This is a genomic window from Prevotella sp. SGI.167 (genome assembly GCF_050313615.1).
In the GTDB taxonomy this organism is placed as follows: domain Bacteria; phylum Bacteroidota; class Bacteroidia; order Bacteroidales; family Bacteroidaceae; genus Prevotella.
The window spans coordinates 34324-61217 of sequence record NZ_JBNPLT010000006.1; the positions used below are offsets into that span (position 1 = coordinate 34324).

A 26894-nucleotide genomic window follows, 5' to 3' on the forward strand; every position below is an offset into this window, starting at 1 on the left:
ATTTGGAAATACTGTGATTGGCGGTTTGAAATGACAGAAATAGTTGTTGGAAAAGATAGGAATAGTTGTCGAAAGAGATAGTATCATCAGCCGCACAACAGCTGTTATGCAATCGCACATCAGCTGTTGTGCGGTTGTCTGCCACGTGTTGTGCGCTCGTAAAGCGGCTGTTGTGCAGTAATTTTTGTAACTCCCTTTATCATATTGCAATCCCTTCCCTTGTTACATTATGATTAAATAAGGTATGACGGTTTTCTTCCCATTCTTTTTGTGAGAATAGTACAGGATTGATAGTTTCATCAATATCCCATCCTAATTCTCTTAGTGGATAGGAATACTTGTCGTAATCTTGCAGAGTGACCTTTGGCTTGTCGAGAAGAATAAGAATGTCCCAATCGCTTCCTTCGTGTTCTGTACCTCTGGCGCGAGAACCGAAAAGGATAGCCTTTGCGTGAGGGTCTATCTCATACAATTTGTTGTGCATCGCTTCTATAATTTTGTTCTTCTTCATACGCAATCATTCACTATTTCACCGCAAAATTATATACTCATTTTATTCAAGTTTCGCAAGTGAGGGAATTGATTGAAGTTAAAGAAGTTATCACTCCCTACGGTCGTTCGGGAAGTTAAGGGACAATAGTATTCTAGCGTAAAACGTAGGACATTTGTCCCTTAACTTCCTTCTAACTTCCCTAACTTCACTTAACTTCCCCATATGCGAAAGTTCAGTCATTTTACGCCTTGTTGGCCAATGGCGCTGCCTGGGTATAGACTCTTGCGCCAAGCTCCTTGTCGAGCATGTATAGACCATAGCCGTTGTCCTTGATCATGCGAAGGTTGTCGATGATGTTCTGGGCGTTCTCCTCTTCCTCCACCTGCTCATCTACAAACCACTTGAGCATGCTCTGTGTGGCATAGTCATTCTCCTGGGTAGTGAGAGCGAAGAGGTTGTTGATGAGGGAGGTAACCTTCTGCTCGTGTGCCAAGGTTGACTCGAAGATATCCAATGGATTCTCCCATGTGGTAGGAACGGCATCTATAGCCTTCAATTCCACGTGACCGCCACGCTGGATGATGTAATTGAATATAATCTTGGCATGGTCTTGCTCCTCCTGAAACTGAACCTGGAACCAGTTACCCATACCTGGGTTGCCGTTGGCATGGCAATATGCCGCCATAGACAAATATAGGTAAGCTGACCACATCTCTGCATTAATCTGGGCGTTGAGCGCCTCTTCTACTTTCTTATTTAGCATGGTTTTCTAAATTTAATGGGTTAGACTTTTTGTTGGTACCATATATGAAGAATGGCAATTCTTTGCCTTTTCTTACAAGCACATCGCAAAGTTACGGCTTTTATTTGAAATGACAAAAAATATTAAGAAAATTTTAATCTTGGAAGATTCAATTTCTGAAAGTATGGTTACTCAACTTTCGTACACGCGAAAGTTGAGTTAATTATCTATAATAAAACAATACCATAGAGCAATACTGCGTTAAATTAACATTTAATCGTCTGTAAATCAATAACTTATATTAAGAAATGCTTATGAAAACTTAACTATAAAAAGTTGGTCAAGTCGCTGATTTTCAGTAACTCATTAAGCGTTATCGCAAGGAACTTCTCAAACTCTCAACCCTCATAGTTGCAGATGCTTACTTCTCTACAAGTACATTTGTTAATGGGATAAAGAAAGAAGGGTTCTCTTTGATAAGCCGCTTTCGTGACAATGCTTGTCTCTTTTATGTCTATGCTGGTCCACGTACTGGAAAACGTGGTCGCCCCAAGACCAAGGATGGCAAGATTGATATGAAGAATCTTGACCTCACTCGAATGGAGAAGATGGAGATGAAAGATATAGAAGGAACAGCTTATACTTTGATTGCCTATTCCAAGGCACTCAGGTGTAAAGTTAGACTTGTCATCTGGCAGATGCCGAATGGCAAGAAGAAACTATTCTTCTCTACAGACACCTCACTTTCGGGTGAAGAGGTACTTCTTTATTATAGAACCAGGTTCCAGATCGAATTTTGCTTTCAATGCTTCGTTCACATCACTAAATGTTGCCAAGGTAACTATGAAGGAGATGGGAATGGAATATTCTATGTCTTCATTCAAGTCACTGATGACCAACATTTATCTGGTGAAACGAATTTTTAAAGCAAGTGGGTACACCCCGAACCGAACTTTAATTAGCAAGATTTTCAAAGATCTCTCGTGCTTACAGCGTATAGCTGCTTAGCACATTATTGAATTATTAACGAACTATTGTTATTTGATATATGCAAATAATCAAGCGCTTTTATCTTCTTTGAAAGCTGTTTTTATACAATCCCAAGAGGCTCGTGAGGATATCTTCAAGGCAGATTAATATGCCCCTAAAACCTTCCAGTCGTCTATGAGTTTGAACAGTCGGGGCATGGCTGGCTTGTAACTGTCGGGATAGGTGAGGGAATAAACGAAGAGTATTCTGCCACTCTTGATGAATTTATCGTAATGACTGTAGCCATCTACTCTTACTCCGTTTTCATAGACAGGACCGGAGAGGATGAATGCCTTATTCGATGCCTGCATCGTCCGCTCCGAATGAAGCTTCTGGGCTAGAGAATCTGCACAAGCCTGGAGGGTGTTGCTATTGTTGGGGGTAACGTAACTCTCCAGGATGATGTTGGCATGATTAGTGAATGAGAAGCGGGCATAGCCCTGGTATCCCGATACCGAAGTATCCTCCTGCTGGAAGAAGCAAGGATACTTGATAACGTAGCCGAAGTCAGGGTCATTGTATTCCTTCATGGGTGCCATCTCTACCTTGGTTTTGAAATCCGCCATCGGTGTATGCTGCTCTTTCGTAACCTCATGGTGATAGTTGATGATGAAGTTTATCATCATCAGCAAGACAACTGCTATCAAAAAAATCTTCTTCATATCTTTGCCACTTTTATATTTTAGCAGCAAAGGTATGAAGAAGATGGGAAACAGCCAAATAATAAGTATGACATTTGGCTGACATTTCTGAACTTATCTGATTATCAGTCGGTAAGACTTGCCTCTTTCCGACTCAATCATGAGGTTGCTATTCTGCTCAATCACCGGTTTGATACGGCGAATCAAGGTATAGAGCGTTTCGCTGGCATCCGGTTTCTTGGGCCAAAGAGCATCACATATCTCCTGTTTGGAGAGTTGATGATGCGTATTGTTGAAGAAGAGTTGCATCAGCTGATGCTGCATCGGAGTAAACTTGATGGCTTGTCCGTTTTCCTGATTGTAGAAGGAATCCTCGTCTTGAGAATAGCACATGGTGCCGAACATATCAGCCTCATGATTCCAGGGTTGTTTTCTGAGATGATAGTATAACGATGCAATAGCCCAAATCATAGCCATGAGGGTAAGCGTCAAAGATGTCCGCTGGTTGCTCATACTCAAAACATCTGCCATCGAACAGTTAGCATAACTTTGGATAGAATGCTCGTTGAGAAGCATCTCTTTGCTGCTGAGCAGGTTGGCGCTATTTACCAACTGGGAATTGTTCTTGCCTCTTCTTCTGTCTTCCATCACATAGCAGAGATTGCTGGTCGATTTCAGCAGGTCGATGCTGAGATGTGAGCGGTAGCTCTGGATGGTATCAGGCGTAATCCATTGATATTTATTTTCCTGAAGAGTCAGAGCCAAAGCTTTGTTCATATCTTGTACAATGGCATACTGTGCCTTGCGGTAGTTGCTTATGCTGGAGAATGCTGCAGACATCACAAGGATGGCGAAGATGAGGATGGAATGATATGCTTTCAGTTTCATATTATCTATTCTGTTTAAATGATATACTGTTTAAAGATTCAAATGCAAAAGTACAGAAATTCTATGAAAGATGGTATAAAACTAGATATAATATTCGTTAATTGATAAATGTCAGACTCATGTCAGCCATATTTTTCGCTTTTAGGAAAGTTGGTTTTGTTTCTATATAGGTTGCATGGGCAACAGCCGGAATTTATTTCTTCCCTTTATTGATGATATAAATTCCGGCAGTAGCCAATGCGCCTGCTATCAGATACTTCCAGTAGAAGGTTTCGCCAAGACAGAGGCAGGAGGTGATGGCTCCTACTACGGGGATGAGCGAATTGTATATCGCTACCTTTCCTACGGGATTGCAGCTCAATAGTTTGTTGTAGAGAGCGAAACTGATGGTTGAGATGGCAATGAGCAGCAGAAGGATAGTGATGCCCCAGAAGCTGATGACTGGCAGATATCCACCCATTAACAATGCAGGAATCACCAGCAAGGCTCCACCGATGCTCAACGAATAACCGGTTCCTACGAAAACATCCACCCTCTTGCTCAATCCTCGGGTCAGCAGGGAAGCACTGGCTCCACACAGGGCATTGAGGATAATCATACCATCGCCCAGGAATGTGAAACTTCCGCTTTCCTTTCCGCCAAGGTTCAAGGCAAGGATGCCCAGGAATCCGATGATGCAGCCCAATGCCTTTCGCCACGTCATCCTGTCGCTCTTGAAGAAGATGCAGGCAAAGATAACCACCGTGAAGACGCTCATAGAATTGAGTATCGCCGAACGTGCTCCTGCATTATGCGAGAGTCCGAAATAGAAGAAAGCATAATGAAGGGTGGTGTTGAGGAGTGCATAGAGGAGAAGGAACCAGACATTCTCTTGAACAGCATTCTTTTTGAATCCGAATTTACGATGCGAGCTTCTGGCGATGGCCAGGATGATGATGCCGGAAATGAAGAAGCGGATGCCTGCAAAAAGCATCTTGCTTCCGGTCATGTCTGCTGTAATCTGATATTCCTCCATTCCCATTTTTATCAATGGGTAAGCCCATCCCCACGAGATAGCAGCCGTAAGGGCGAACAGGCTTACCCATACCGGGCGCTGAAATATACTGAGTGTATTTGTTTCTTTCTTTTCCATTTATATTTATTGTAGGAGTATTTCCATTAATCCTGCCCTTACCTCTTTGTTAGGAATGCCTAGATAATATCCATTGCTCAGCGGGTCATACTTTTTGATGGTAAGATAGCCGCTTTGGTAGAGCAAAGGCAAGGCATCGCTCATCTTTTCCGTAGGACGGTCGAAGGATGAGGAAAAGGCAAACATATCGTCAAGTGTTGTGACATCTGTATGGAAATGTTGCATCTGATGAATCAGGTAGGTTGATGTACCCGAAGCATACCAGTAGTTGTCGATGAATCCTGCTGCAAAACTTCTCATGAGACTGTATGGATTGAAGATATCTTCACCTTCCCGGCTGAAGTGGTAACCATCATAGTTTTCTCTTAGCAATTCTCTCATTCTTTCGAATGATACATGATTTTTGCTAGCCAGCAAAGCAATATCTTCTTTCAGAATGGTGTCCAGTTCATCCTTGGTGATGCCGCAGATGGTAGAAAACTCCGGATCCATACTGATGTTGGTAAGATTATTGATAGTGCTGAAGATGCTGAGTTGAGAGAATTTTGTGATTCCCGTGATAAAGGCAAAATGAATATGCGAACTGTTGGCTTTAATAGGCGCATAAAACTCCTGCATGATAGTTCTTACAGCTTCCAGTTTGGTCTCATCATGCAACACATCAAGTAGAGGAGCATCGTATTCGTCAATAATGATAACGACTTTTCTGCCGGTTATCGATTCTGCCTGTTCTATGAGCTGGGTTAAGCGGTTACCGGCACTTTTCCTCATATCTTCTATTCCGAATTGCTTTTCGAACCTGCGTAATTGCATGTCGAATTTTTCAGGAAAGAGAGATAAATCGCAGTTCTTGAAGGTTGACAGATCGAAATGGAGTACAGGATATTCTGTCCATTCTTTCTCCAAAGTTTCGATAGCGAGTCCTTTGAAAAGCTCTTTCTTTCCTTCAAAGTAAGAGCGCAGCGTACTGCTTAGCAGGGACTTACCAAAACGGCGTGGACGGCTAAGAAACACATATTTGTATTTCTTTGCCATATTGTAAATGAGGGCGGTTTTATCTACATAGATCATACCTTCCTCTATAATGTCGCTGAAGGTTTGCACTCCTACCGGATAGATTCTTTCCTTTGCCATAATCTTCGAAGTTTATATTTCCACCGCAAATTTACAATTATTATTTGATATATGCAAATAATCAAGTGCAATATTTGAAACAGCAAAATAAATATCCTCTTTATCTTTTCTTTTTTAGGATAAAATGAGTACTTTTGCAAAAAAAGTTGGATTCATAGGTTAGCATTTTCTCTACCCGAGGGTAATAGCTAGTAAAAATCGTGATGGAAAAGAAAGAAATATCAACACTGTTCAGGCAGTATTACGGGCGGATGTATGGGATGGCTGTCAGCATCCTCTACGATGAGCAAGAGAGCAAGGATGTGGTTAGCGACATCTTTGAACGATTGCTCGAATCTGATACCGTATTGTTGCCAGATACCGTCGAGCACTATCTGCTAACGAGTGTTCGAAACAGTTGCCTCAAGCGCATTTCACAAAAAACGAACCGGCAGCGTATCGCTATGCTTTATGCCAGCGAACAACAGATGGCTGCATCTCCAGAAGAAGATGAACTCCGGTTGGAGCAGATGCTGCATTTTGCCAAGACCCATCTCACCCCACAACAGCAGTGCATTTTCAAGATGCGATTCCTGGGAGGGATGAAGTATGGAGAGATAGGAGAGGAACTGGGTATCAGCCGAGTGGCAGTCTGGAAACATCTTTCCAACATTACGAAGATGATTAAAGAACAATTTAAAGATTCAGAGTTATGACCAACAAGAGTAATGACGATCAGTTAGTTCTGCTGAAGCGGGCTTATGCCTATGAGAAGGCGAAAGATTCTGTGGATGTGGATGAAGCTTGGAAGGAGTTTGAGACAAAACTTGCTGATACTGATTCCAAGCAAGGGGATGAGGCTTGGGATATTTCCGAAAAAGCGTATCATCCGACAGGGCAATCTTCCTGGTTGAAGATAGCAGCCGCCTTTGTGGGATTGCTGATGCTTTCGGGCATTTCGTATGCGGCTTATCATATTGTGAACCGTGCAGAAAAGAACGAGACGGCTTTGGTGACAGATAGCGTGAAGACACCGCAAAAACAGAAGGCAAAGGTTGCGGTAGATGACGCTTGGCTGAAGATAGAACCAACCAAGAAAGCCCCTGTTATCTTTGAGGATATTGAGTTGTCTGGCATCTTGGAGTATATTGCTGACAAGATGCAGGTAAAGGTGGAGTACCGCAACCAGGCAGCAGCACATATCCGTTTTTATCTGCAATGGGATAGCAAGGATTCCCTGCAAGATATCATCGACAAGATCAATCACTTTGATAAGGTACATCTTTCCTTTGATGAGGCTAATCAGATGTTGATTGTAGAGTAAATACGCATGATTTGTTCCTATCCGACAGGAACTGTGAAAAAGAGAGAAACTATGAAGAGAATCATATTTATGATATTTCTGTGCATGGCGCTTATGGCAGGCTATGCACAACGCTTGTCGCATACTTTCGACAAGGCTTCGTTCAGTAAGGTCTTGGTCTGGCTAGACAAGGCTCAACCCCAATATAAAATCAATTTTATCTACGATGAGTTGGAGGATTTCACCGTCAGTACTTCTTTCAAGAACAAGGATGTCCGTGATATCGTAACCCAGATAATTGGCTTTTATCCCATCCGTGCCACCTTCGACAAGGATGAAATCTATTTCGAGTGTGTCCAGAAGGAACCCCAGAAACTGATAGGAAGGGTGTTGGATGATAAGGGCGCACCGATGGAATTTGTCAACATCGCTCTTCTGGATGTCAGGGATTCCAGCTATGTGAATGGGGGTGTGAGCAATCTTTCTGGCGACTTCGTGATTCCTGTTCATCAGAAGCAGGTCATCGCCCGTTTCTCCTATGTTGGCTACAAGACCCAGTATAAACGGGTGAATGTGGGCAAGATGGGCAGTATTCGGTTGTTCCATGATGCCTATACATTAAATAAGGTGGTGGTGAAAGCCTACAAGCCTTTGTTCCAACGCAAGGAAGACAAGACCGTTTTCAATGTGAGTGAACTGAAGAATATCGGGGCTATGAATGCCACGGATGTGTTGAAGTATGCTCCAAAGGTGATGGTGCAGGATGATGCTTCCGGAGGAGTGAATATCAAGGTGAATAATACAGAGGCAACCATTTTCGTAAATGACAGAAAACTGGCAGGAACGGAACTGAAGTCTTTCCTTTCAAGCATCAAGGCTGATGATATCCAAAGCATTGAGATACAAGATACGCATGGTGCTGAGCATGATGCCGACATTAAGGGTGGCATTGTTCATATAAGGACAAGGATTCGGGCTGGTTTTAATGGAAGTATCACGGGATATGTGGGAAATCTAAGCCCAGAATCGAGTAAGTTTTATTCCTATTATCCATTGTTGAATCTTAATTTGGGAACGGAGCGTTGGAATGTTTATGCCTCTACTTATTATATCTGGGCAAGAAATGCCCTATATGGTGAGACGCAACATCATTTTATGGAGACTGATACCCATCATCTTGTTGCTCAAACGTATGATAATAGGCAAAAGTTATATTTCTATCGTGTGGGTAGTATCTATGCCATTGATAAGAAGCATCATCATCTCTTTGGCGCTGAACTGAATGGAAATATCAATAATAGGCATGCTGTTAGTGCGGGTGATTACTGTAAGTTTACTGATGCCAATAAAATGTTGTATCAAGGTGTTTCTGATATGAACGACCGTAATAATACGGATTATCTGAATGCGGTGCTTTCTTACAATTGGAAAATAGATGAGAAAGACAGTTATCTAAAGGTATTAGGCAACTATAATTATAAGCATGCCAATAAGGGCAATAGTTTCGTAGCATCTTATGAAGATTATGAGCCTTTGCATACGGATGAGTATAATCAATCAACCTCGAATGCCAATACAGGAAGTTTGCAGACGGATTTCCGTTATAATTTCCCTAGCAGTTTGGCGCTTCGCTTAGGTTCTAAATATGAGAATAATATCAGAACCACAGGATTGAACATCAGGAACAATCTTGTGGAGGGAGATTTGACTTCAAGCGATTGGAAGTATCAGGAACAGGTTGCGGCTGCTTATCTCGGGTTGTCGAAGAACTTTGGAGAGAAGGTGTTTGCTTATCTGAGTATGCGAATGGAGAATACTTGGCAGAAGGGCATCAATCGCTTGACTGATAAAACAGAGGTGGATAAGCGATATACCAATTGGTTTCCTTATGCATACCTGTCTTATAAGTTCAATGACAAGAGTAGTATGAGTCTTACATATAGCAGCAGTATCAACCGTCCTTCGTTTGGTGATCTTACCAATAACAAGGAACGTATTTCAGCCGTTCTTTATACAACTGGCAATCCGAATGTGCAGCCATCTATCAGTAACTCCCTTATATGGGAGTTGACGCATGGTAACCATTCTCTGTCTTTCTCGTATAAGCATAGGAAAGATGTGATAGCTGAGTATTTTGAGACGATTGGTGACAAGACTTATCGTGATATAACCAATTTTGGCTCAGAGACCATCGTGGGGGCTGATTATGCTTTCAATGGGAAAATCTTGCCTTGGTGGAATCTCAACATGGGGTTGGCTGGCTATTATGACGATATTCCAAAGAGTTATAATGTAAAGCACATTTGGGTGGTAAGAGGCAATTGCGTCAATGACCTCACCTTCAAGAAGATAGGTAGTTTTTCTGTGGAGGGAAATTATTCTACAAGTACGATAGATGCTAACTATAAAAGTCATCCTCTTGGCTACGTGTGTTTAGGGTATAATCGAACATTCTTGAAGGATGCCTTGTCGCTGGGTTTCAGCGTATTTGATGTCTTCCATACGCTTCGTCAGAAAGGCTATCAGCTCAATCCAGTCCTCGACTATGAGTTCTATCAGAAGGCATACTCCCGTTATAGCCTGACATTGACTTATAGCTTCCACAATAAGTATAAGGCTCGTAAAGGTCAGATTCAGAATGATAACTCTATTATCAATCGACTATAAAAAATGGGGAATCTGTTTTTGCAGGTTCCCCTTTTTTCTCTTTATCAATTCCTTGTTTTTCTACCTTTCAATTTCTTCTACAAGTCCCCCAGATGTCTTTCTATAGGAATTCCGCGGTTCTTGTCCTTGTCATCCTTGTTGATGTCTATCCAGTTGCGCAGAGTATCCATGGCGATGCGGGTGGCATGGCGAAGATAATCGCCGTCCTTCAGTCTGCCCACGATGATGCTGGAGAAGATGTCGCCGGTGCCCGGGAACTGAACAGGGATTTCTTCGTAGGGCAGGAGGAAATACTCTTCTGTAAGATGATTGAAACCTACCACGGCATGCTGACCCTCTACGATGCACGAGGTGATGAGCACGGAGTGGGAACCGATGGCTCTCAGTTTATCTATCAGTTCATAGGCATCCTTCTCCGAGATTCCCTCTTCCTTGTATTCCGAATCCGTCAGCAGGCAAGCCTCGGTATAGTTGGGAAAACAGAGATGCGATACGCTCAGCATCTCCTTCATGCATCTCACGGTACTCTCACTGGCTCCACCATAGAGCTTGCCGTAATCGCCCATCACGGGATCCACATAGATGTCGGTGCCCAGTGCTGCCTGTTCTCTGCAATAGCGTGCCACCAGCTTAGCCTGACGCTCCGAAGCCATGAAACCCGTGGTGATGGCATCGAAGTGAATGCCCAGTTCGTTCCACTTCTGCAAGGCTTCCTCGATATACGAAGTGCATTCCAGAATGGCGTACTTGCCGTATGGGAACGTGTTGCTGATGAGCATGGTGGGCAGATTGAACACGTCGAGTCCCATATAAGAGAGGATAGGCATCTGAACTGCGGCAGATACCTTTCCGTAGCCACACATATCGCTGATAATAAGGATATTACTTTTCGCTTTCATTCTTTCTTTTTTCTACTTGCTTTTCTTTCTTATCCTGATTATCTCTTAGTAGCTGGCTGTACACTTGATGCCCAGTGCCTCTACACGGTCCTTGATGGCATCGAGAACTACCTTTGGTGCCTTTTCCAGCAACTTGTCTGGTGTTTCACGGGCGATGGTATAAACCATTACCTGCTGAGGCTGGATGTCTTTCACAGCCTCCAGCCAAGGAGCTACGAAATGCTCGCTGGTATTGTCCAAACCGTCACCTCTCAGGAACATGGTCTGGATGATGACGTGCCCCTTGAACATCTTCAGATATTTGATCACATCCTTCACGTCGTAGTTAGGCTGCTGAGGGCGGTCTAGCTTCTTGATGTAATCCATATCCACGGTATCCAGTTTCAGAATGTTGTTATCCACGAGCATCAGCGCCTCTCTCACTTCCTCCTTATATATATAGGTGGCGTTGCTGAGTACGGATACTTGTGCTTCAGGGAAATATTTCTTGCAGAGTTCCATCGTATCTTCCACGATTCCCTTGAAGTCTGGGTGGCCCGTAGGTTCACCGTTTCCTGCGAAGGTGATGTCGTCCAAAGGTTGGTTGTTGTCGTGGCGCTCTTTCAGAACCTTCTCCAATCCTTCTCTTACCTCCTCACGGGTAGGGCGCTTCTTCTTAGGACGGAAGTCGGCGTTGAATCCGCATTCGCAATAAACGCAGTCGAAAGAGCAGACCTTGCCATCAGATGGCATGAGGTTGATGCCCAGTGAAACTCCCAGACGGCGGGAGTTTACCGGACCGAATATCGGTGATGGATAAATAATCGTTGACATAATCTTATTCTCCTTTATCTAATCTATTCTTTACTTTGGTAATACCTATTTTTATACCAATCTTATTTACTTGTTCGTAATTTGGTGGGCAAAAGTACTAAAAAATGTTGGAATGAACAAATAAATCAATTGAAAATCGATTTATCCTTACCATTTGTCTTCTATCTCCGATAGATTGTGTACTTTTGCATTCAAATCCGGGGAGATTCTTGGTGATTTCGATTCGGATTTAAAGAAAAAAACAAAAAAGTTGATGTTTTGCTTAGTTTTTCGCTTGGCTCAACTGTATAGATAGTATATGAACAGAAAAAAGGACATAGAACAGTTATTCCGTCAGCATTATGTGAAGATGTACAATCTGGCCAGATGCATTCTTTCGGATGATGACGAGAGCAAGGATGTGGTGAGTGAAGTATTCGCCCAGATTCTTGCCGATGATGTGGTTCTGGTGCCTGGGAGTGAGGATGGTTACTTGATGCGGAGCGTACGCAACCGCTGTCTCAACCTGATAGCTCATAAGAGCGTGAAGGAAAGGGTGGCGAAGCTGCTGCTGGATGATGCCGACGTGATTCTCTCAGAAGAGACCGATGAATGGCTCGACCGGCTGATGCTTCTCATCGAAGACCTGGAACCGCCTATCCGGCAACTCATTTTCCGTCTGCGCTATCTTCAGGAGAAATCTTATCAGGAGGTGGCTGATGAAGTGGGAGTGAGCAAGGTGACGGTATTCAACCATCTCTCGAAGGCGATGGACTGGATTAAGAAACAATTTAAATGAGCAAGACAATGACAAACATGAGTAAAGAAGAAAAGCGGATGATGCTCTTTGACATGCAGGAGCATCCCGAGAAATATACCGACGAGCAGGTGGAGCGCCTGCTTGCCGATGAGGAAGTGAAGGAGTTCTTCCATGAACTGGCGATGGCGAGAATGGCTGGCAAGAAAGCCAATCCGAAGGAGGTGGATGTGGATGGGGCTTGGAAGGAATTTGTTCAGGCACATCACGAGGGTAAGATGGAGATAGATGCCGGCAACTCTAAGGGCGCTTATCGCAACCGGATGAAGATTGCTGCATCCATCGTCGGCATCATCTTCCTTTCGGGGGTAGCCTTGGCTGCGATTCACAATGGCTGGTTGGGGTTCCCGGCTTCTGATCAGACAGCGGATAACAAGGCTGCTACAGAACAGATGGCAACAACCCAGGCGCTGACGAATGACAGTCTTCGTGCTGCAACAGCAGAGAAGAAGGATTCGCTTGATATGAAACCCGTGGTGTTTGATGATGCTGAATTGGGAACCATCCTGGCTCAGTTATCCGGTTTCTATCATGTCAAGGTGGAGTATGTGGATGCCGGTGCCCAGCACATCCGTCTCTTCTTCAACTGGAACAAGACGAAGACTTTGGAGCAGAACCTGGAGATTTTGAATGCTTTCGACCGCATACAGATAGAGTATATTGACGGAACATTGATGGTGAAATAAGATAGGAGGATATATTTATGAGAGATTTTTGGAAACCAATGCCCGTTAGCGGCAAGCTTATCAGAGAGCTTCTTCTTCTCTTCCTGCTGTTTGGAGTTCAGCAGTCTTTTGCCCAGCGCATCACCCGACAATATAATAATGTGTCGTTCTCTGCGGCGTTGAAGGATTTGAACGCCCGCCAGCATAAGTACACCATCAACTTCGTGTATGATGAACTGGAGGATTTCAGAGTAACCAAGAGCATCAGGAACCAGAGTGTTCCCGATGCCATCATGCAGCTGATAGGATTCTATCCCATCAGGATGACGCAGATGGAGGATAATATCATGGTGGAGTGTATGCAGAAGACAACACTTCGTTATAAGGGACGTATTGTAGATGAGAGTGGCAATGCTGCCGAATATGCAAATATAACCTTGTTGTCGCCCATTGATTCTACAATCGTAGGGCATGGTGTGAGCAATGAGAATGGAAGTTTTGTCATTCCTTGTAATTCCCGGAAGGTGTTAGCCCGTATCACATACGTTGGTTATAAGACTATCAGACGTATATACAGCAATCCGGAAATGGGAATCATCAAATTGCAGCCCGAAACGATGATTATCAAGGGAGTTGTAGTGAAGGGTGAAAGACCTCAGTATAAAATGTCGCCTGGAGGAGTGGAGGTTGCCGTAGAGCATACCTTGCTTTCTAAGATGGCAAACACTTTTGATGTCCTGAACCTGTTGCCACGTGTCTCTGTGAATGGACAAAAGATATCCGTGTTTGGTAAAGGCACACCGATTGTCTATATCAACAACAAGCGAGTGAATGACAATAATGAGATTGTAAACATCACTCCCGACAATATCAAGTCGATTTCCGTGATTACAAGTCCAGGTTCAGAATATGATGCCGAGGTGGAGTCGGTAATTCGTATCCGTACCAAAGAGCGCCGTGCCAATGGGTTCAGTTTACGCGCGGATGCTTTGGGTAAATACAACAAATGGATGGCGGATTACGAGCTTATCAGCACCCGGTATCAGACCAAGAAATTCGAGATAGCCAATAGTTTATGGATGGATGACTATCATATTGGTGAGGATAATCACCTGAAAACAGATATAAATTTGCCTGACAAGCATTATCACAATGACCAGCATCTTCATTCGGATACCAACCACCGCTTCTTGTCGGAAAAACTCTCAGCCGACTATTCGTTTAATGATAGCAATTCCATCGGTGGCTCTTATCGCTACTATGGCATGTTGAATGGCAGGTCGAATAGTGCTAGCCAACAGGATGTGTTTCTGAACGGTGTGGCACAGGGTAGCATTCAGCAGAATGGGGTTATAAAACCTCATCTCGGTTCACATCAGGCGGACATCTATTATGTGGGAAAGATAGGGCAGGTAGGCATCGATTTCAATGCCACATACTATGCGGTTAATGACAGACGTAGTGATGAGAGTATTGAAAGCAGCAAGGAGTTGGGCAATCAGGAGGTACACTCAAGCAATCGTCAGAATAGCGATATGTGGGCAGGCAAGTTGGTTGTGAATATTCCTCTGTGGAAAGGAAATATGTCTGTAGGAACAGAGCTGTCGAAGACCGACTCTCATGGAACGTTCCTGAACGAAGAGCAGTTGGTGCCATCTACAGAGACGGATATCCATGAAAGAAATGTTGCTGGCTTTGCACAATATGAACTGTCCCTCAGCAAGTGGACCATTGGTTTGGGTATGCGCTACGAGAATATCATTCGCGACTATTTCTCTAGTGGAGTCAAGCAGGATGATGTGAGCAGAAGATACAGCAACTTCTTTCCTAACCTCAGCATATCATGGAACAAAGGTAACTGGAATTGGCAGTTGAATGTCAACGAGAAAATAAGTCGTCCAAGTTATCGACAGTTGGGCAACTTCATGCAGTTTGATAACCGTTTCCTTTATGAAGGCGGAAATCCTACCTTGCAACCGGAGAAGGTGTTCAATGTTGAGGCAATGATGACATATAAGTGGCTGAATGTTTCCACAGGGTATAAATATCTGAAGGATGTGATAGAGTGGACCAAGTATATCTATCCTGGAAAGGAATTTGCTTATAGTACGTCGTTGAATTTCGACCATAAGCAGCTGCTTTATGCTTCTGTCAATGTTTCGCCAAAGTTCGGCATCTTCCGTCCTACGTGGGGATTCAATTATAACCAGCAGTTTTTCGATACCAGGAAGTATGGTGCCAGCAAGGCATTAAGCAGACCTTTGCTGTCTTGTTCGCTCAACAATAATTTCGCTCTTTCAGAAACCATGAACGCAGCTATCAGCCTGAATGCAGCAACACCCAATGCAGATGGATTTCTTATGAGGAAGAGTAATTACAGCGTCGATCTGCGGTTCGACAAGTCGTTTGCCAATCGCACATGGATCATTTATCTTTCTGCAAATGACATCTTCAAGACTACAAAGGAACGTTGGACGATGTATGGACAGGGTTCGGGTACCATGAAAGACTGCTACAACTACACACGCAACATCTCCTTGCAGGTTACGTATAATTTCAATGCCAAGCGCAGTAAGTATAAGGGTACGGGTGCTGGTAATGAAGAAAAGAGCCGCTTGTAGTTTTTGTTAGGAAGAAACTCTCTTAATAAACAATGAATATATGACAATCGGTCAAGCGAAGGCAAAACCATATTGGCTTGCTCTTTGCTTGACCGATGTTTTTTATAATTCTTCTATCATCTTATTGATTGTTTCTAACATTCCAGGGAGTTTGTTTTTGACTACATCAAAGACAATAGATTCATCTATGTCAAAGTAGTGATGAGCAATAATGTCACGGATTCCCATAGCTCCTTTCCAATCTACTTCTGGGTAGTTAGGAAGAAGCTGCTTTTGAGTCATTTTATCAATACCTTTGATACTTTCTCCTATTGCAAGGAGCAACATACAGGTACTTTCGAGGCGTTCCATGCCAGCAGGAGAAAGTACATAATATTGTGAATCATCAATCGCTTGAGAATTATTGATGATTCTTTCAATAGTCGAAGCTATTCGTTTGAGTGAATAGTATAAGAGTTCTTCGTCATGCATAGATTCCATCTCTTTTAATTTGCTTCAAAAGCATCGGATTCATGTTATTGCGAAGTCGGACAATATCTACAGGCTTACCAAAGAGCTCTTGCAGTTCTTCCTTGATGTGAACCATTGTAAATAAGTCTGGCTTTTTCATTTCTACGCAAACATCAACATCGCTGTCTTCGGTCTGTTCGTTTCTAGCCACAGATCCAAAGATTCCAATCTTTGTAATGCCATAAGCATCTGCTTTGGTGCTCAGGTATTTGCGAAGTATGGTAATATAATCGTTTGTCGTTTTCATTATCTTTCCATTTTTGCCACAAATATACGATTTTATTTTTTATGTTCCAAGTTTTTGCAGGTTTTTCTTGCAATAATAGTTCAAAATACTTGGTTTTATGGTGCTTTTTATTACCTTTGCATAGGTTTTTCGAAAATAATCTAGGTTTTGCTTAGTTTTTTGCTTGGCTCAACTGTATAGATAATAAGTAACAGAAAATAGAAAGACTGATGTATATGAAAAAAAGGATTATGATTTGTACTTGTGTGGCTGTTTTTCAAACCATATTAGCCCAGCGCATCACCCGACAATATAAAAATGTGTCGTTCTCTGCGGCGTTGAAGGATTTGAACGCCCGCCAGCATAAGTATACCATCAACTTCGTGTATGATGAGCTGGAGGATTTCAGGGTAACCAAGAGCATCCGAAACCAGAGCGTTCCCGATGCCATCATGCAGCTGATAGGATTCTATCCCATCAGGATGACGCAGGTGGAGGATAATATCATAGTGGAGTGTACGCAGAAGACTCCCACTAAGATGATAGGCCGCATCATCGACAATAAGAAACGCCCTGTAGATTTCGCCAATGTAGCCCTGCTGAATGTCCGTGATTCTTCATTGATAAATGGCGGCGTGACGAATGAGAACGGCCAGTTCGTGATTCCCTGCGAGGCGAGAAAGGTGATAGTAAGAGTAAGTTGCGTGGGCTATATTACGGCAAGCAATACCTTTAATATAGGCAAGATAGGGACAATAACTCTGAAAGAGGCAACAATGAACCTGCAGAAAATTGTAGTGAAAGGACATCGACAGCCTTTCAGAATGACTTCTGAAGGATTGGTGGCTCAGGTAGAAGGTACATCCTTGGAGAAAATGGGCTCGGCAGAAGATGTTTTGAAACATCTTCCGAGAGTGATGCAGAAGAACGGTGATATAGAAGTCTTGGGCAAAGGTAAACCTTTGATTTATATAGATAACAAGAAAATCAAGGGAACCATTGATCTCGATAGATTGAGTTCTTCTGACATCAAACATGTAGAGGTGATAACCGAGCCGGGTGCTGAATACGATGCAACCTATCAGGCAGTCATCAGAATCAAGACGACAAGAAAAAAGGGAGAAGGTTTGGGATTGACTTATCGGCAAGTCTATCAGCGCAATCATCAGGACAATCATCGTGAAGTACTCGATTTGAACTATCGCTATCGGGGATTGGATATCTTCTCCAATTTGTATGGCGGTTTGTCTCAGGGCTATCAGGATCAGCATAATGATAACAGACTCTACGGCAAGACGCTCATGAATATCAACGAAGATTTGATTATCAAAAACAAGAGTTACTATACCAGTGGAAGTCTTGGTTTTAATTATGTTTTCAATGATAGGCATTCCGTGGGTACCACTTACGAGGTGAACATCAATCCTTATAGTCGGGGTGGATGGAATTCGCTGATGGATGTCTGGAAGAATGGCTCCAAGACAGAAAGCTATACAAATGATATGTATTGTCGTTTCAAAAGCCGACCTACGCAGGATATTACGGCTTATTATGCCGGACAGATAGGAAAGGTGAGCATAGAATGGAATGGGGAAATATATCTTCGCAAAACAGGACAGACTCAATATTCTGAAGAAACAGGAATTGAGGGCGGAGATTCTCGTACGATAGAATCTGATTTCACAGCTGATAGTTGGATGCATGCATCTAAGCTGGTACTGAGCTTTCCGGTATGGAAAGGTACTCTGAAGGTTGGTAATGAGTTTACCGAAAGTTGCCGTGCCAATCTTTATACTATAGATGAACAGGGAACTGACTTGCCAGGCAAGACGGACGACCAGGTGAAGGAAAGTAATCTTGCAGCCTTTGTTTCTTATGGATTGAGACTGAACAAGGTAGAACTGAATGCTGGCCTCAGATACGAACATGTTTCTTCCAATTACTATAATACAGGTGGTGATTATTGGAGCGAGGAGAATAAGGATTATTTCGTGCCCAATCAGAGTCGTAAGTACGACCATTTCTTTCCGAATGTGTCCTTGACCTTTCCTATCGGGAATGTGAAAATGAATATGGTTTATAAGGTGACGGTGAGTCGTCCTTCCTATAGTCAGTTAAGTAGTAACGTGCTATATAATAGTCGCTATTATTATCAGGGTGGAAATCCATTGCTCAAGCCAACCTTCGAACATGGCATAGGGATTAATCTGGGATATAAATGGTTCCAGTTTTTTGCCAACTGGCGTTATCTTGTAGATCCTTGCTATCAGGTGATAGAACCGTATCATGACAATGAGTTAATCAGTATGTACACCTTTCGTAATTTGAATCATACTCAGGTTTGTTACGTGGGACTGACAGCATCGCCGACGATAGAATGGTGGCATCCTACGTTGGACGCTGGTATGAGAAAGCAGTTCCTGACCATTGGTGGTAAGGCATACAGCAAACCGATATTCATCGGCTCTTTCAATAATGCGTTTTCGTTACCATGCGGTTGGACGCTTAATCTTGATATGAGTTGGAACACGCAGGGCCATTCTGCGCTTCCGCTTTATATGGCACAAGGAGGAGTGGACGTCTCTTTGCGTAGAAGTTTTCTTCACGACCGCCTGAATGTCATTTTGGCGGGCAATGACCTCTTTGCGACGATGCGCAATTCCACAAGATTGGTATATGGTACCAGCGATATCTATACCAGAAAATATACGGATACCCGAATGTTCATGTGCTCATTCAGCTATAAGTTTAATGTTAGTAGAAGCAAGTACAAGGGTACGGGTGCTGGTAATGCAGAAAAGAACAGATTATAAAAAAAACAGAAAGTATATGAAGCGTTGTTTATGGATGATATTCATGGTGGTTGGCATCTGTATGCTAACTGGCTGTAGTAGTGATGATGATAAGTTGGACAGCCTTCCTTGGAATGACAAGGAACTGTTCAACCAGTCTTTTGTTTTAAATCAGGACGGGTATTGCATCTTAGATGGAAAGGCTCCTGTCTGTGATATAGAAAGGAATGTTCTGAATTCTTGGCTTGTAAGTTATGGCTGGCAACCTGTCGGCATCTATCAGATGAAGGAAAACGGTAAACTTGCGAAAACTGATTATCGTGAAGGCATCAAGGATTATAGTCCGAAGGTCTATGAATTTTTATCTGAGAATCAGTTGATGACTTATTATCGTGATGAGGATACACGTACATTCTGTTTCAAGAAGCAGGATTGGTCGTATGATGATGCGACGGGCATTGTCATCAAAACGAATAAGGCTGGTAAGGTAGATGATTATATGCAAATTCTGGATGTGAAGTTTCATGAAGATGAAGCTTACCTGTATGTGATGGAGAAGATTGGTTCGGTGACAGTAGCTGACAATCAGGAAAAAGCTGTTTATGGCTTGGTGGTATATCAGCGTTTATCTTCATTAGAACTGATTGATGTGCAGAATACTTATACTATTGATAAGAGTGATGAAGAAGACAAGCCAAATGAAACTGAAAAAGTACCGGATGATTGCCGTTATTATATTCGGTGTGTATATGCCAATTCTAAGGATGCGCATGGAATGGGTGATGGATATAGTAAATTTCAGTCATTCAGACTTTTGAGTTTGGATTTGGCAGATTATCTGAACAATAACTCATCAGATAACCCTTATTATCATTATTATGATTCCATTGTATGGTCTTGTAAGGGAATGCCAGATAGGGTAGTGAGTCTCAAAAATGAATACAATTGGTCTGCTGTGTCAATCAACCTTAGCACTTATCTTTTTCAGATCAATCGTAATACTTCTATGACGGAGGAAGATAGAACATTGATTGTTGCTGATGGCTATAAGGGTGGACGTGTGGTTTATTCTTCCGGCATCTATCTCAATATCTATAATACTGGTTTCATGGGTTACGATTTCGGTTCTTCTGATTTGCTGAATCCATCTAATGAAGACTATGATTTGTATTGCATCTTCGACCAGAGCAAGCGGTTCCGGATAGTCTCTCCTCGTTATTCTCCTGATTTTCCGGAAAAGCCATATTCTGAGTTGAAATACATTGTATCAGGGATGCTGTTGGATTCTGAGGATCCGGAAAGCATGAAGAAGCATGAGGCTGTGCTGTCTGAGCAAAAGAGGATGCTGGTTGATCTGATGGATATGTATTATGGTCAGTACGGTAAGGGTGTTGTGGTAGATGATTCGAACAGAGAGAAGTACCGCAATCGTTTCAAGGCTTTGCCATCCGATGCAGACCTTGTGATGTATTGGAAGGGCTATACGCCTGTGCAATGGAACTCTGATTATGAGGGATGTTTAGTTGCTTTAATCTTGAAAAAGAATAAGGAAAATCCCTTGAAGAGTTACTATTGTATCCATGCAGAGCCGATTAAATAGATTTCCCTCTCAATACAACAATGAATATATGACAATCGGTCAAGCGAAGGCACAACCTTATTGTTTTGCTCTTTGCTTGACCGATGTTTTTATTTTTCTTCAGTTAGATACTCCTTTATTTGTTGCTCTAATATCGGAAGGTCGTTTGTAATCACATCCCAAACAACGTTGTTATCAACTTGGAAATATTCATGAACGCTATAGTTCCTCATGCCGTTCACTTGTTTCCAAGGAGTCTTAGGATGCGCTTGCCGAAATTCTTCAGTTAGCATATTCGATGCTTCTCCAAGAATTTCGATGTTCTTGACTACTGCGTAATACATCATGTCGTCTGCGATAAAATCCTCAAAGTTTTTACCTTTTGTATATCGGCAGATTCTTTCTATCGCCTGGAGCATGTGCTCTAGGCGGTTTTTATCTCTACTTCGTTCTCTCATATACTAAGATTTTATCACGTTCTACTGATTCCTGTGCAAAAGGAAGTAAGTTTCCTTCTGAGACCAAATCAACTTTTCTACCTAAGAGTTCTTCCAAATCACTCCACATGCCGAAGAATTTTAAACCTATAGGTTTACTCTTGTCCAAAGAAACCATAATATCGACATCGCTATCCTTCGTTTCTTCCCCTCTGGAGAAAGAACCGAACAGCCAGGCTTTCAGTACGGGTTGGGTGCTGAAATAATGGCGTAAAGCTTCTATAATGGCTCGTTTACCCATAATATAATAATGATGTTGTTTCTTGCTGCAAAGGTACACTTTTTATTCGAAAGGGCAAGCTTTTTCTAGTTTTTTTATTACCTTTGCATAGGTTTTTCGAAAATAATCTATGTTTTGCTTAGTTTTTTGCTTGGCTCAACTGTATAGATAATAAGTAACAGAAAAAAGAAAAACTGATGTATATGAAAATACTTTTTCGTGTGCGTATAAGCTCGATGTTAAATCAAAAAAGAATCTGATATGAAACCTTATAGATACCCCCAAAAATTACGTCCCGATGTAGACTTTACCACATGGCGACGTAATCTTTCCTACATCACGACACAGATATTCCTGCGTTGCCATGTAATTTCAAGGACATCGGGAGAGATTACACGGATTCTTTATGAGATTATAATCGCTTCATGTAGCTTTTTACAGAAAGAAACTCTCTTAAAACAATGAATATATGACAATCGGTCAAGCGAAGGCAAAACCATATTGGCTTGCTCTTTGCTTGACCGATGTTTTTATTAAGCCACTTTTTTCCCTTGTTTGTACAGGAAATCTGGGGCAAAATCAATTCCATTGTACCATTCCAAAGTCCAATGGGTAAGTCCAAATTGAATAAACTTATTCATGTCTTTAAGTTCTTCTCGCTTATTGCCTTTTAGTAATGGGAGAAAGTCAATGCGTCTTGTTTCGCCATTACTGAACTTTAAGTCCATGGTATAATCCTTAATGTAATCAACATCAACGATTCTTATTAAATCAATGTCAACCATAATTCAACTTATTTAAGAGGTTCAATTTTTATTATTTCCTTGCCTTCCTGTAATCGCTTCCAATTCATTTCAAGTTCGTTTTGATGAATCTCCATCCACTTGAATACGTCTTTAAGTACCTTTTTAGGCAATTCTCCTTTTACGATTCCATCTTGTATGGTAATAATGGCTTCGTAGTCTCCATATCTCACATGAAAATGTGGAGGATTGTGATCATCTCCAAACATGGCAATGATAATTCCGAAAAAACGACTTAGTTCTGGCATAATCTTTATTATTTTTTGGCAAAGATAAAAAAAACTATTGAATGTTCCAAATCTTTTTATTACTTTTGCATTGCTTTTCCAAAAAAAGTAGAAGATTTCTTCATTTTAGGGGTAATTGATTTCAGGAAAGCTTGTATATAAGAGTAGAAACAAGAAGAAAATGACTTGATGACAGAAGAAAATGAACAGCGGATGGAACGGCTGTTCCACGACCATTACGAGCAGATGTATCGCTTCGCCTTTGCCTTGCTCCATGATAATGAGGAGGCGAGGGATGTGGTGAGTGATGTGTTCTCCAGATTGTGGGATAAACAGCTGGTTCCAGACCGGGCTTACCTGATGCGGAGCGTGAAGAATGCCTGCATCAATCTCATAGCCAGAAAGAAGAGAGATGAAAGACTGAAACGGCTTCTCCCTCTCTCGGAAGAGAAATTGACGGAGGAAGAACCTTCTCGTCTGGAAGAGCGATGGCAGGCTGCCGTGGATTGCATCGACCATGACCTGACCGACCAGACAGCTTCCGTCATCCGATTGTGCTATCGGGAAGGAATGTCGTATAAGAATACGGCGGAGAAGCTGGGCATCAGTGTCTCGGCAGTGAACAAGCATATCGTGAAAGGTTTGCGAACGCTCAGAGAAAAGTTGAAAGGAAAATAATCCGCCAGTCGTTCCGACAAGATAGTCTTTGCCGCAAGAAAGTCTTCCGCCAGGTGTTCCGACGGATTTGCAATCCGTCGTTAAAAAAGGTTCGACCTCTTTATTTTGCGGATTTGCAATCCGCTTATACAATAACCCTAAAATGAAGAAAGGAAAAGAAAATGAAACATGAATTATCTGACATAAATCCTCAGAAGATGGATTCTCAGAAATGGGATATGCTCCTCGATCTCCTGGAGCATCCCGAAAAGTATTCCGAAACCCAGAAGGATGAACTTCTGGGCGATGAGGAAGTGAACGAATTCTATCAGCAGTTGGTAGAGACCCGACAATCTCTGGATTTCGCCAAGTCGAAGGAAGAAATGAAGATGCCTTCGATTGATGCAGAATGGGAGAAGCTGAAAGACGAGATGAAGCTGAAAGAAAAGCAGCAGAAAGAAGAAAAGCAGCAGAAAGAAGAGATGAATCAGAATGCAGAAACCCAGCAAACTGCCAAGTTGTTTCCTCTTTGGAGCCCGATGAGAAAGGTGGCTGCCGTTGCAGCCGTCCTTGTCGTCTCCGGCATCACCTTTGCTGCCATTCATCTGGTAACCCGTTCTCATCAGCCATCAGATAACAGCAATACCGAACTCGTATCATCCCGAAAGGATTCTATCCAGCAGGTTTCTGCTCCTCAGAAATCCAACATAGAAGAAAAGGCAGATTCTGCAAGTCTTGCCCAGCTCCCATTGGTTTACGAAAACGCTGAGCTTCAGAATATCCTGACTCCTATTGCCGGGCATTTTCATCTCCAGGTAACTTATCAGAACGAGTCGGCTCGCCATATCCGTCTCTTCCTGCAACTGGAGAAGAACATGAGTCTGGATGATATCATCGAACTGTTGAATCATTTCGAGAAAGTGAATATTCGTCATAAAGGTCAAACTTTAATCGTGGAATAAGATGAAAAGATTAAGATATATCATGCTGCTGGCAGGTTTGATGAGCCTTTCTCTTCAGACCATCTATGCCCAACGCATCACCCGCAGCTTCCGCAACACTTCTATGTCAGAAGCGCTCACCATCCTTGCCAAGAGCACCAAGGATTATCGTATCAACTTTATGTATGATGAACTGGAGGATTTCACGGTTACAACGAGTATCGTGAAGCGAACTGCTCCGGATGCCATCCGCCAGATCATGGGTTTCTATCCGATGAAGATGACGATAGATGGCGAAAACATCTTTGTGGAGTGTACGCAGAAGACTCCCACCAAGATGATAGGTCGCATCATAGATAATAAGAATCGCCCTGTCGATTTCGCCAATGTAGCCCTGCTGAATGTCCGTGATTCTTCTTTGATTAATGGCGGCGTGACGAATGAGAACGGCCAGTTCGTGATTCCCTGCGAGGCGAGAAAGGCGATAGTAAGAGTAAGTTGCGTGGGCTATATTACGGCAAGCAATACATATAATACAGGCAAGATAGGAACTATCGTGTTGCATGAGAATACGATAAACCTTAAAGGCGTGAAGGTAAAAGCTATACGCCAGAATATAAAGTTGGGCAAAGAGGGAATGCTTGTGGATATAGAGCACTCAGAGCTAAACAAAATTGGTACAGCAACTGATGTGTTGCGCGAAATGCCTCGCGTTGATGTCAGTTCGGATGGAACGGTGAATGTGTTTGCCAAAGGTTCACCGATTATTTATATCAACAACCGACAGGTGAACGATCTCAAAGAGCTTCATCAACTGAAGTCGGATAATATTAAGAATGTAGAGATAGTAACCGCTCCTGGTGCCAAATACAATGCGGAGATTAAGTCTGTAATTCGTATCAGGACAATTCGCCGTCAAGGCGAAGGATGGAGTGGCGAGAACTATACTACTACAAAGTTCAACAAGTGGTGGGGTGGTTCGCAATACCTATCGTCAACATATCGCACAGGAAAAGCAGAAGTGTTTGGCGAACTTTGGGGAACAACGACACCAGGCGGTGAGGATAATGTGTTGTCTACCAAAATCAATGGCACGAAGAATATATTTATAGAACAGACTTCACCGATTAAGTATCGCTCAAAGGGAACTGGCGCAAAGGTTGCTTTTGCTTATTCTATAGATGATGACAATACATTTGGATTGAGCTATGAGAATCAGTATGGTTCGGGCAAAGGAGGAACGACCGACTCTTATCAGAAGATAATGGAAGACGGGGTGCAAACAGCATTCGTAAACGAAGCGACCAATATAAGTGATTGCTTTAGTCCGGTGCATAATGCTAACGCCTATTATGTGGGTAAGATTGGTAAATTGGGTGTGGATTTCAACGCCACTTATTTCTGGAAAAAGAAAGGCAGGACTATGTCAATCAAAGAAAGCAGCGCAGATATTGAGAGTCGCGACGTACATACACGTAACAGACAGCATAGTGACATGGCTGCTGCCAAACTCATTTTGTCTTACCCCGTTTGGAAGGGAGCACTAAGTGTAGGCTCCGAATTTATTTCATCCCGTATTCGTGGCGAATATGCCAATGCCGAGCAATATGTAGATGCATCGAATACAAAGATTAACGAACAGAGCATAGCCGGCTTTGCTGAGTATGGTTTGAAGTTTGGAGCATTCTCTGCAAATGCAGGTGTAAGATACGAATATGTAAAGTCCGATTATTATTATTTCGGGGAATTGCAGACTGAGCCGAGTCGTAGATATTCCGATTGGTTTCCTTCTGCTTCCATGTCATGGAACAGTGGCAAATGGGCATTGCAACTTGCCTATACCTGCAAGACACGGCGCCCAAGCTATAACAGTCTGCGAGATGAGGTGCAGTATGACAACCGCTATACTTATGAGGGGGGAAATCCTTATCTCCGTCCATGTATAACAAATAATGTTGATTTGAATGTGGCGTACGACTGGTTGTCGTTGAATGCTGGCTACAACTATATAGACAAGCCGATGGTGTGGGTAGCCACACTCTATCAAGGCAAAGACATTGTTTTTCTACGCAATGTCAACTTCAATAATAGTCAGGATGTGTATGTTTCGATAGTGGCTTCGCCCCGTTTTGGTTGGTATAATCCTATGGCAGAGATAGACTACACACAGTCGTTCTTGTGTACTGACGGTTTTGATGTCAACAAACTGTCAAACAGACCATGCTTCAACTTCCGTCTAAACAATCGTTTCAAAATAACGCCTACACTAAAGGCTTTTCTCAATATGAGATATAAGACGGGTAGGCTTAATGACCTGCAAAAAACAAAGTCATTTGCTCGTGTGGATATGAAATTCACAAAGTCGTTCCTTAACGACGCTCTTGTAATAGGCGTTTATGCCAACGACTTGTTCAAGACCGACACGGAACAATGGACAATGTATGGCAGCCATACTGTAATGGAAAAAGACTGTTATGGCTATGAGCGTTGTGTAGGTATGAGCTTATCTTATAACTTCAATGCCACCAAGAGCAAGTACAAGGGTACGGGTGCCGGTAATGCAGAAAAGAGCAGATTATAGCTCATTTTTAAAACACGGACAGATTGAATTTGTCCGGACAAATTGTCCGGTTGGTTCTA

The 26894-nt window shown here is 42.6% G+C and carries 26 protein-coding genes; 12 read left to right on the top strand and 14 right to left on the bottom strand.

Going from position 1 to position 26894, the window contains the following annotated elements; translation table 11 throughout:
- Positions 1–199 precede the first annotated feature (199 nt).
- A complete protein-coding gene (locus tag ACQRBJ_RS04700; RefSeq protein WP_445302968.1) occupies positions 200–511 on the bottom strand; it encodes a nucleotidyltransferase domain-containing protein in 312 nt (103 codons plus the stop codon).
- A 223-nt stretch (positions 512–734) separates the two neighbouring features.
- Complete coding sequence (locus ACQRBJ_RS04705) at positions 735–1256, bottom strand: ferritin (RefSeq protein WP_445302969.1); 522 nt, start codon at positions 1254–1256, stop codon at positions 735–737.
- Between the two features lie 452 nt (positions 1257–1708).
- Here ACQRBJ_RS04705 and ACQRBJ_RS04710 point away from each other — a divergent pair, with 452 nt between their 5' ends.
- Positions 1709–2161, top strand: coding sequence for a hypothetical protein (locus ACQRBJ_RS04710; protein WP_445302970.1), 453 nt, complete (start codon positions 1709–1711; stop codon positions 2159–2161).
- 207 nt (positions 2162–2368) lie between these two features.
- On the opposite strand, the gene ACQRBJ_RS04715 is transcribed toward ACQRBJ_RS04710, so the two are convergent.
- The 4 genes from ACQRBJ_RS04715 to ACQRBJ_RS04730 all read right to left on the bottom strand — a co-directional run bounded on the left by ACQRBJ_RS04715 (position 2369) and on the right by ACQRBJ_RS04730 (position 6059).
- Positions 2369–2926: a hypothetical protein gene (locus tag ACQRBJ_RS04715; protein WP_441934270.1), complete on the bottom strand. Its 558-nt coding sequence runs from the start codon at positions 2924–2926 to the stop codon at positions 2369–2371.
- 93 nt (positions 2927–3019) lie between these two features.
- Positions 3020–3793, bottom strand: coding sequence for a winged helix-turn-helix domain-containing protein (locus ACQRBJ_RS04720; RefSeq protein WP_445302971.1), 774 nt, complete (start codon positions 3791–3793; stop codon positions 3020–3022).
- 193 nt (positions 3794–3986) lie between these two features.
- Positions 3987–4925, bottom strand: a complete 939-nt coding sequence (locus ACQRBJ_RS04725; protein WP_441936907.1) for a DMT family transporter — start codon at positions 4923–4925, stop codon at positions 3987–3989.
- Between the two features lie 6 nt (positions 4926–4931).
- Complete coding sequence (locus ACQRBJ_RS04730) at positions 4932–6059, bottom strand: AAA family ATPase (RefSeq protein WP_445302972.1); 1128 nt, start codon at positions 6057–6059, stop codon at positions 4932–4934.
- 203 nt (positions 6060–6262) lie between these two features.
- On the opposite strand from ACQRBJ_RS04730, the gene ACQRBJ_RS04735 reads away from it, so the two are divergent.
- The 3 genes from ACQRBJ_RS04735 to ACQRBJ_RS04745 are packed head-to-tail and all read left to right on the top strand — an operon-like array spanning position 6263 to position 10008.
- On the top strand, positions 6263–6754 hold the full coding sequence (locus ACQRBJ_RS04735) for a sigma-70 family RNA polymerase sigma factor (RefSeq protein ID WP_119228474.1): 492 nt from the start codon (positions 6263–6265) through the stop codon (positions 6752–6754).
- Entirely contained in the window at positions 6751–7362 is a 612-nt protein-coding gene (locus ACQRBJ_RS04740) for a hypothetical protein (protein WP_445302973.1), read from the top strand. Before ACQRBJ_RS04735 ends, ACQRBJ_RS04740 begins: the two co-directional genes overlap by 4 nt.
- Positions 7363–7413: 51 nt before the next feature.
- Complete coding sequence (locus tag ACQRBJ_RS04745) at positions 7414–10008, top strand: TonB-dependent receptor domain-containing protein (protein WP_445302974.1); 2595 nt, start codon at positions 7414–7416, stop codon at positions 10006–10008.
- A gap of 77 nt (positions 10009–10085) precedes the next feature.
- Here the strand turns inward: ACQRBJ_RS04745 and ACQRBJ_RS04750 are convergent, their stop codons facing one another.
- The gene (locus tag ACQRBJ_RS04750; protein ID WP_445302975.1) at positions 10086–10907 is read right to left on the bottom strand and encodes a bifunctional hydroxymethylpyrimidine kinase/phosphomethylpyrimidine kinase; all 822 of its coding nucleotides are present in this window, start codon (positions 10905–10907) and stop codon (positions 10086–10088) included.
- A gap of 45 nt (positions 10908–10952) precedes the next feature.
- Entirely contained in the window at positions 10953–11720 is a 768-nt protein-coding gene (locus tag ACQRBJ_RS04755) for a radical SAM protein (protein WP_295347878.1), read from the bottom strand.
- 298 nt (positions 11721–12018) lie between these two features.
- Between ACQRBJ_RS04755 and ACQRBJ_RS04760 the strand changes: the two genes are divergently transcribed.
- The 3 genes from ACQRBJ_RS04760 to ACQRBJ_RS04770 are packed head-to-tail and all read left to right on the top strand — an operon-like array spanning position 12019 to position 15802.
- Positions 12019–12498, top strand: coding sequence for a sigma-70 family RNA polymerase sigma factor (locus ACQRBJ_RS04760; RefSeq protein WP_445302976.1), 480 nt, complete (start codon positions 12019–12021; stop codon positions 12496–12498).
- 17 nt (positions 12499–12515) lie between these two features.
- On the top strand, positions 12516–13202 hold the full coding sequence (locus ACQRBJ_RS04765; RefSeq protein WP_445302977.1) for a DUF4974 domain-containing protein: 687 nt from the start codon (positions 12516–12518) through the stop codon (positions 13200–13202).
- Between the two features lie 17 nt (positions 13203–13219).
- On the top strand, positions 13220–15802 hold the full coding sequence (locus ACQRBJ_RS04770) for a TonB-dependent receptor domain-containing protein (RefSeq protein WP_445302978.1): 2583 nt from the start codon (positions 13220–13222) through the stop codon (positions 15800–15802).
- A gap of 102 nt (positions 15803–15904) precedes the next feature.
- Here ACQRBJ_RS04770 and ACQRBJ_RS04775 read toward each other — a convergent pair whose 3' ends face one another.
- Positions 15905–16273: a HepT-like ribonuclease domain-containing protein gene (locus tag ACQRBJ_RS04775; protein WP_153125216.1), complete on the bottom strand. Its 369-nt coding sequence runs from the start codon at positions 16271–16273 to the stop codon at positions 15905–15907.
- Positions 16266–16559, bottom strand: coding sequence for a nucleotidyltransferase family protein (locus ACQRBJ_RS04780; RefSeq protein ID WP_089544535.1), 294 nt, complete (start codon positions 16557–16559; stop codon positions 16266–16268). The genes ACQRBJ_RS04775 and ACQRBJ_RS04780 overlap by 8 nt, the downstream gene beginning before the upstream one ends.
- Before the next feature lie 230 nt (positions 16560–16789).
- Between ACQRBJ_RS04780 and ACQRBJ_RS04785 the strand changes: the two genes are divergently transcribed.
- Positions 16790–19351: an outer membrane beta-barrel protein gene (locus ACQRBJ_RS04785; RefSeq protein ID WP_445302979.1), complete on the top strand. Its 2562-nt coding sequence runs from the start codon at positions 16790–16792 to the stop codon at positions 19349–19351.
- Positions 19352–19367: 16 nt separating this feature from the next.
- Complete coding sequence (locus tag ACQRBJ_RS04790; RefSeq protein ID WP_445302980.1) at positions 19368–20930, top strand: hypothetical protein; 1563 nt, start codon at positions 19368–19370, stop codon at positions 20928–20930.
- Between the two features lie 89 nt (positions 20931–21019).
- On the opposite strand, the gene ACQRBJ_RS04795 is transcribed toward ACQRBJ_RS04790, so the two are convergent.
- From ACQRBJ_RS04795 to ACQRBJ_RS04810, 4 genes are all read right to left on the bottom strand, one after another.
- Positions 21020–21367 (bottom strand): HepT-like ribonuclease domain-containing protein, encoded by a 348-nt coding sequence (locus ACQRBJ_RS04795; protein ID WP_006849313.1) that lies wholly within the window; start codon positions 21365–21367, stop codon positions 21020–21022.
- Entirely contained in the window at positions 21351–21647 is a 297-nt protein-coding gene (locus ACQRBJ_RS04800) for a nucleotidyltransferase family protein (RefSeq protein ID WP_296974497.1), read from the bottom strand. The genes ACQRBJ_RS04795 and ACQRBJ_RS04800 overlap by 17 nt, the downstream gene beginning before the upstream one ends.
- Before the next feature lie 512 nt (positions 21648–22159).
- Complete coding sequence (locus tag ACQRBJ_RS04805; protein WP_155814079.1) at positions 22160–22414, bottom strand: DUF2442 domain-containing protein; 255 nt, start codon at positions 22412–22414, stop codon at positions 22160–22162.
- A gap of 5 nt (positions 22415–22419) precedes the next feature.
- A complete protein-coding gene (locus tag ACQRBJ_RS04810; protein WP_294967729.1) occupies positions 22420–22677 on the bottom strand; it encodes a DUF4160 domain-containing protein in 258 nt (85 codons plus the stop codon).
- A gap of 168 nt (positions 22678–22845) precedes the next feature.
- Here ACQRBJ_RS04810 and ACQRBJ_RS04815 point away from each other — a divergent pair, with 168 nt between their 5' ends.
- From ACQRBJ_RS04815 to ACQRBJ_RS04825, 3 genes are all read left to right on the top strand, one after another.
- A complete protein-coding gene (locus tag ACQRBJ_RS04815; RefSeq protein ID WP_445302981.1) occupies positions 22846–23334 on the top strand; it encodes an RNA polymerase sigma factor in 489 nt (162 codons plus the stop codon).
- A gap of 161 nt (positions 23335–23495) precedes the next feature.
- Positions 23496–24275: a DUF4974 domain-containing protein gene (locus tag ACQRBJ_RS04820; RefSeq protein WP_445302982.1), complete on the top strand. Its 780-nt coding sequence runs from the start codon at positions 23496–23498 to the stop codon at positions 24273–24275.
- A 1-nt stretch (position 24276) separates the two neighbouring features.
- On the top strand, positions 24277–26835 hold the full coding sequence (locus tag ACQRBJ_RS04825) for an outer membrane beta-barrel family protein (RefSeq protein WP_445302983.1): 2559 nt from the start codon (positions 24277–24279) through the stop codon (positions 26833–26835).
- The last annotated feature ends 59 nt before the right edge of the window (positions 26836–26894 follow it).

Excerpts from the sequence above, each read along its gene's own strand:
- ACQRBJ_RS04700 (WP_445302968.1), bottom strand. The coding sequence starts at position 511 with ATGAAGAAGAACAAAATTATAGAAGCGATGCACAACAAATTGTATGAG.
- ACQRBJ_RS04705 (WP_445302969.1), bottom strand. The coding sequence starts at position 1,256 with ATGCTAAATAAGAAAGTAGAAGAGGCGCTCAACGCCCAGATTAATGCA.
- ACQRBJ_RS04715 (WP_441934270.1), bottom strand. The coding sequence starts at position 2,926 with ATGAAGAAGATTTTTTTGATAGCAGTTGTCTTGCTGATGATGATAAAC.
- ACQRBJ_RS04720 (WP_445302971.1), bottom strand. The coding sequence starts at position 3,793 with ATGAAACTGAAAGCATATCATTCCATCCTCATCTTCGCCATCCTTGTG.
- ACQRBJ_RS04725 (WP_441936907.1), bottom strand. The coding sequence starts at position 4,925 with ATGGAAAAGAAAGAAACAAATACACTCAGTATATTTCAGCGCCCGGTA.
- ACQRBJ_RS04730 (WP_445302972.1), bottom strand. The coding sequence starts at position 6,059 with ATGGCAAAGGAAAGAATCTATCCGGTAGGAGTGCAAACCTTCAGCGAC.
- ACQRBJ_RS04735 (WP_119228474.1), top strand. The coding sequence starts at position 6,263 with ATGGAAAAGAAAGAAATATCAACACTGTTCAGGCAGTATTACGGGCGG.
- ACQRBJ_RS04740 (WP_445302973.1), top strand. The coding sequence starts at position 6,751 with ATGACCAACAAGAGTAATGACGATCAGTTAGTTCTGCTGAAGCGGGCT.
- ACQRBJ_RS04745 (WP_445302974.1), top strand. The coding sequence starts at position 7,414 with ATGAAGAGAATCATATTTATGATATTTCTGTGCATGGCGCTTATGGCA.
- ACQRBJ_RS04750 (WP_445302975.1), bottom strand. The coding sequence starts at position 10,907 with ATGAAAGCGAAAAGTAATATCCTTATTATCAGCGATATGTGTGGCTAC.
- ACQRBJ_RS04755 (WP_295347878.1), bottom strand. The coding sequence starts at position 11,720 with ATGTCAACGATTATTTATCCATCACCGATATTCGGTCCGGTAAACTCC.
- ACQRBJ_RS04760 (WP_445302976.1), top strand. The coding sequence starts at position 12,019 with ATGAACAGAAAAAAGGACATAGAACAGTTATTCCGTCAGCATTATGTG.
- ACQRBJ_RS04765 (WP_445302977.1), top strand. The coding sequence starts at position 12,516 with ATGAGTAAAGAAGAAAAGCGGATGATGCTCTTTGACATGCAGGAGCAT.
- ACQRBJ_RS04770 (WP_445302978.1), top strand. The coding sequence starts at position 13,220 with ATGAGAGATTTTTGGAAACCAATGCCCGTTAGCGGCAAGCTTATCAGA.
- ACQRBJ_RS04775 (WP_153125216.1), bottom strand. The coding sequence starts at position 16,273 with ATGCATGACGAAGAACTCTTATACTATTCACTCAAACGAATAGCTTCG.
- ACQRBJ_RS04780 (WP_089544535.1), bottom strand. The coding sequence starts at position 16,559 with ATGAAAACGACAAACGATTATATTACCATACTTCGCAAATACCTGAGC.
- ACQRBJ_RS04785 (WP_445302979.1), top strand. The coding sequence starts at position 16,790 with ATGATTTGTACTTGTGTGGCTGTTTTTCAAACCATATTAGCCCAGCGC.
- ACQRBJ_RS04790 (WP_445302980.1), top strand. The coding sequence starts at position 19,368 with ATGAAGCGTTGTTTATGGATGATATTCATGGTGGTTGGCATCTGTATG.
- ACQRBJ_RS04795 (WP_006849313.1), bottom strand. The coding sequence starts at position 21,367 with ATGAGAGAACGAAGTAGAGATAAAAACCGCCTAGAGCACATGCTCCAG.
- ACQRBJ_RS04800 (WP_296974497.1), bottom strand. The coding sequence starts at position 21,647 with ATGGGTAAACGAGCCATTATAGAAGCTTTACGCCATTATTTCAGCACC.
- ACQRBJ_RS04810 (WP_294967729.1), bottom strand. The coding sequence starts at position 22,677 with ATGCCAGAACTAAGTCGTTTTTTCGGAATTATCATTGCCATGTTTGGA.
- ACQRBJ_RS04815 (WP_445302981.1), top strand. The coding sequence starts at position 22,846 with ATGACAGAAGAAAATGAACAGCGGATGGAACGGCTGTTCCACGACCAT.
- ACQRBJ_RS04820 (WP_445302982.1), top strand. The coding sequence starts at position 23,496 with ATGAAACATGAATTATCTGACATAAATCCTCAGAAGATGGATTCTCAG.
- ACQRBJ_RS04825 (WP_445302983.1), top strand. The coding sequence starts at position 24,277 with ATGAAAAGATTAAGATATATCATGCTGCTGGCAGGTTTGATGAGCCTT.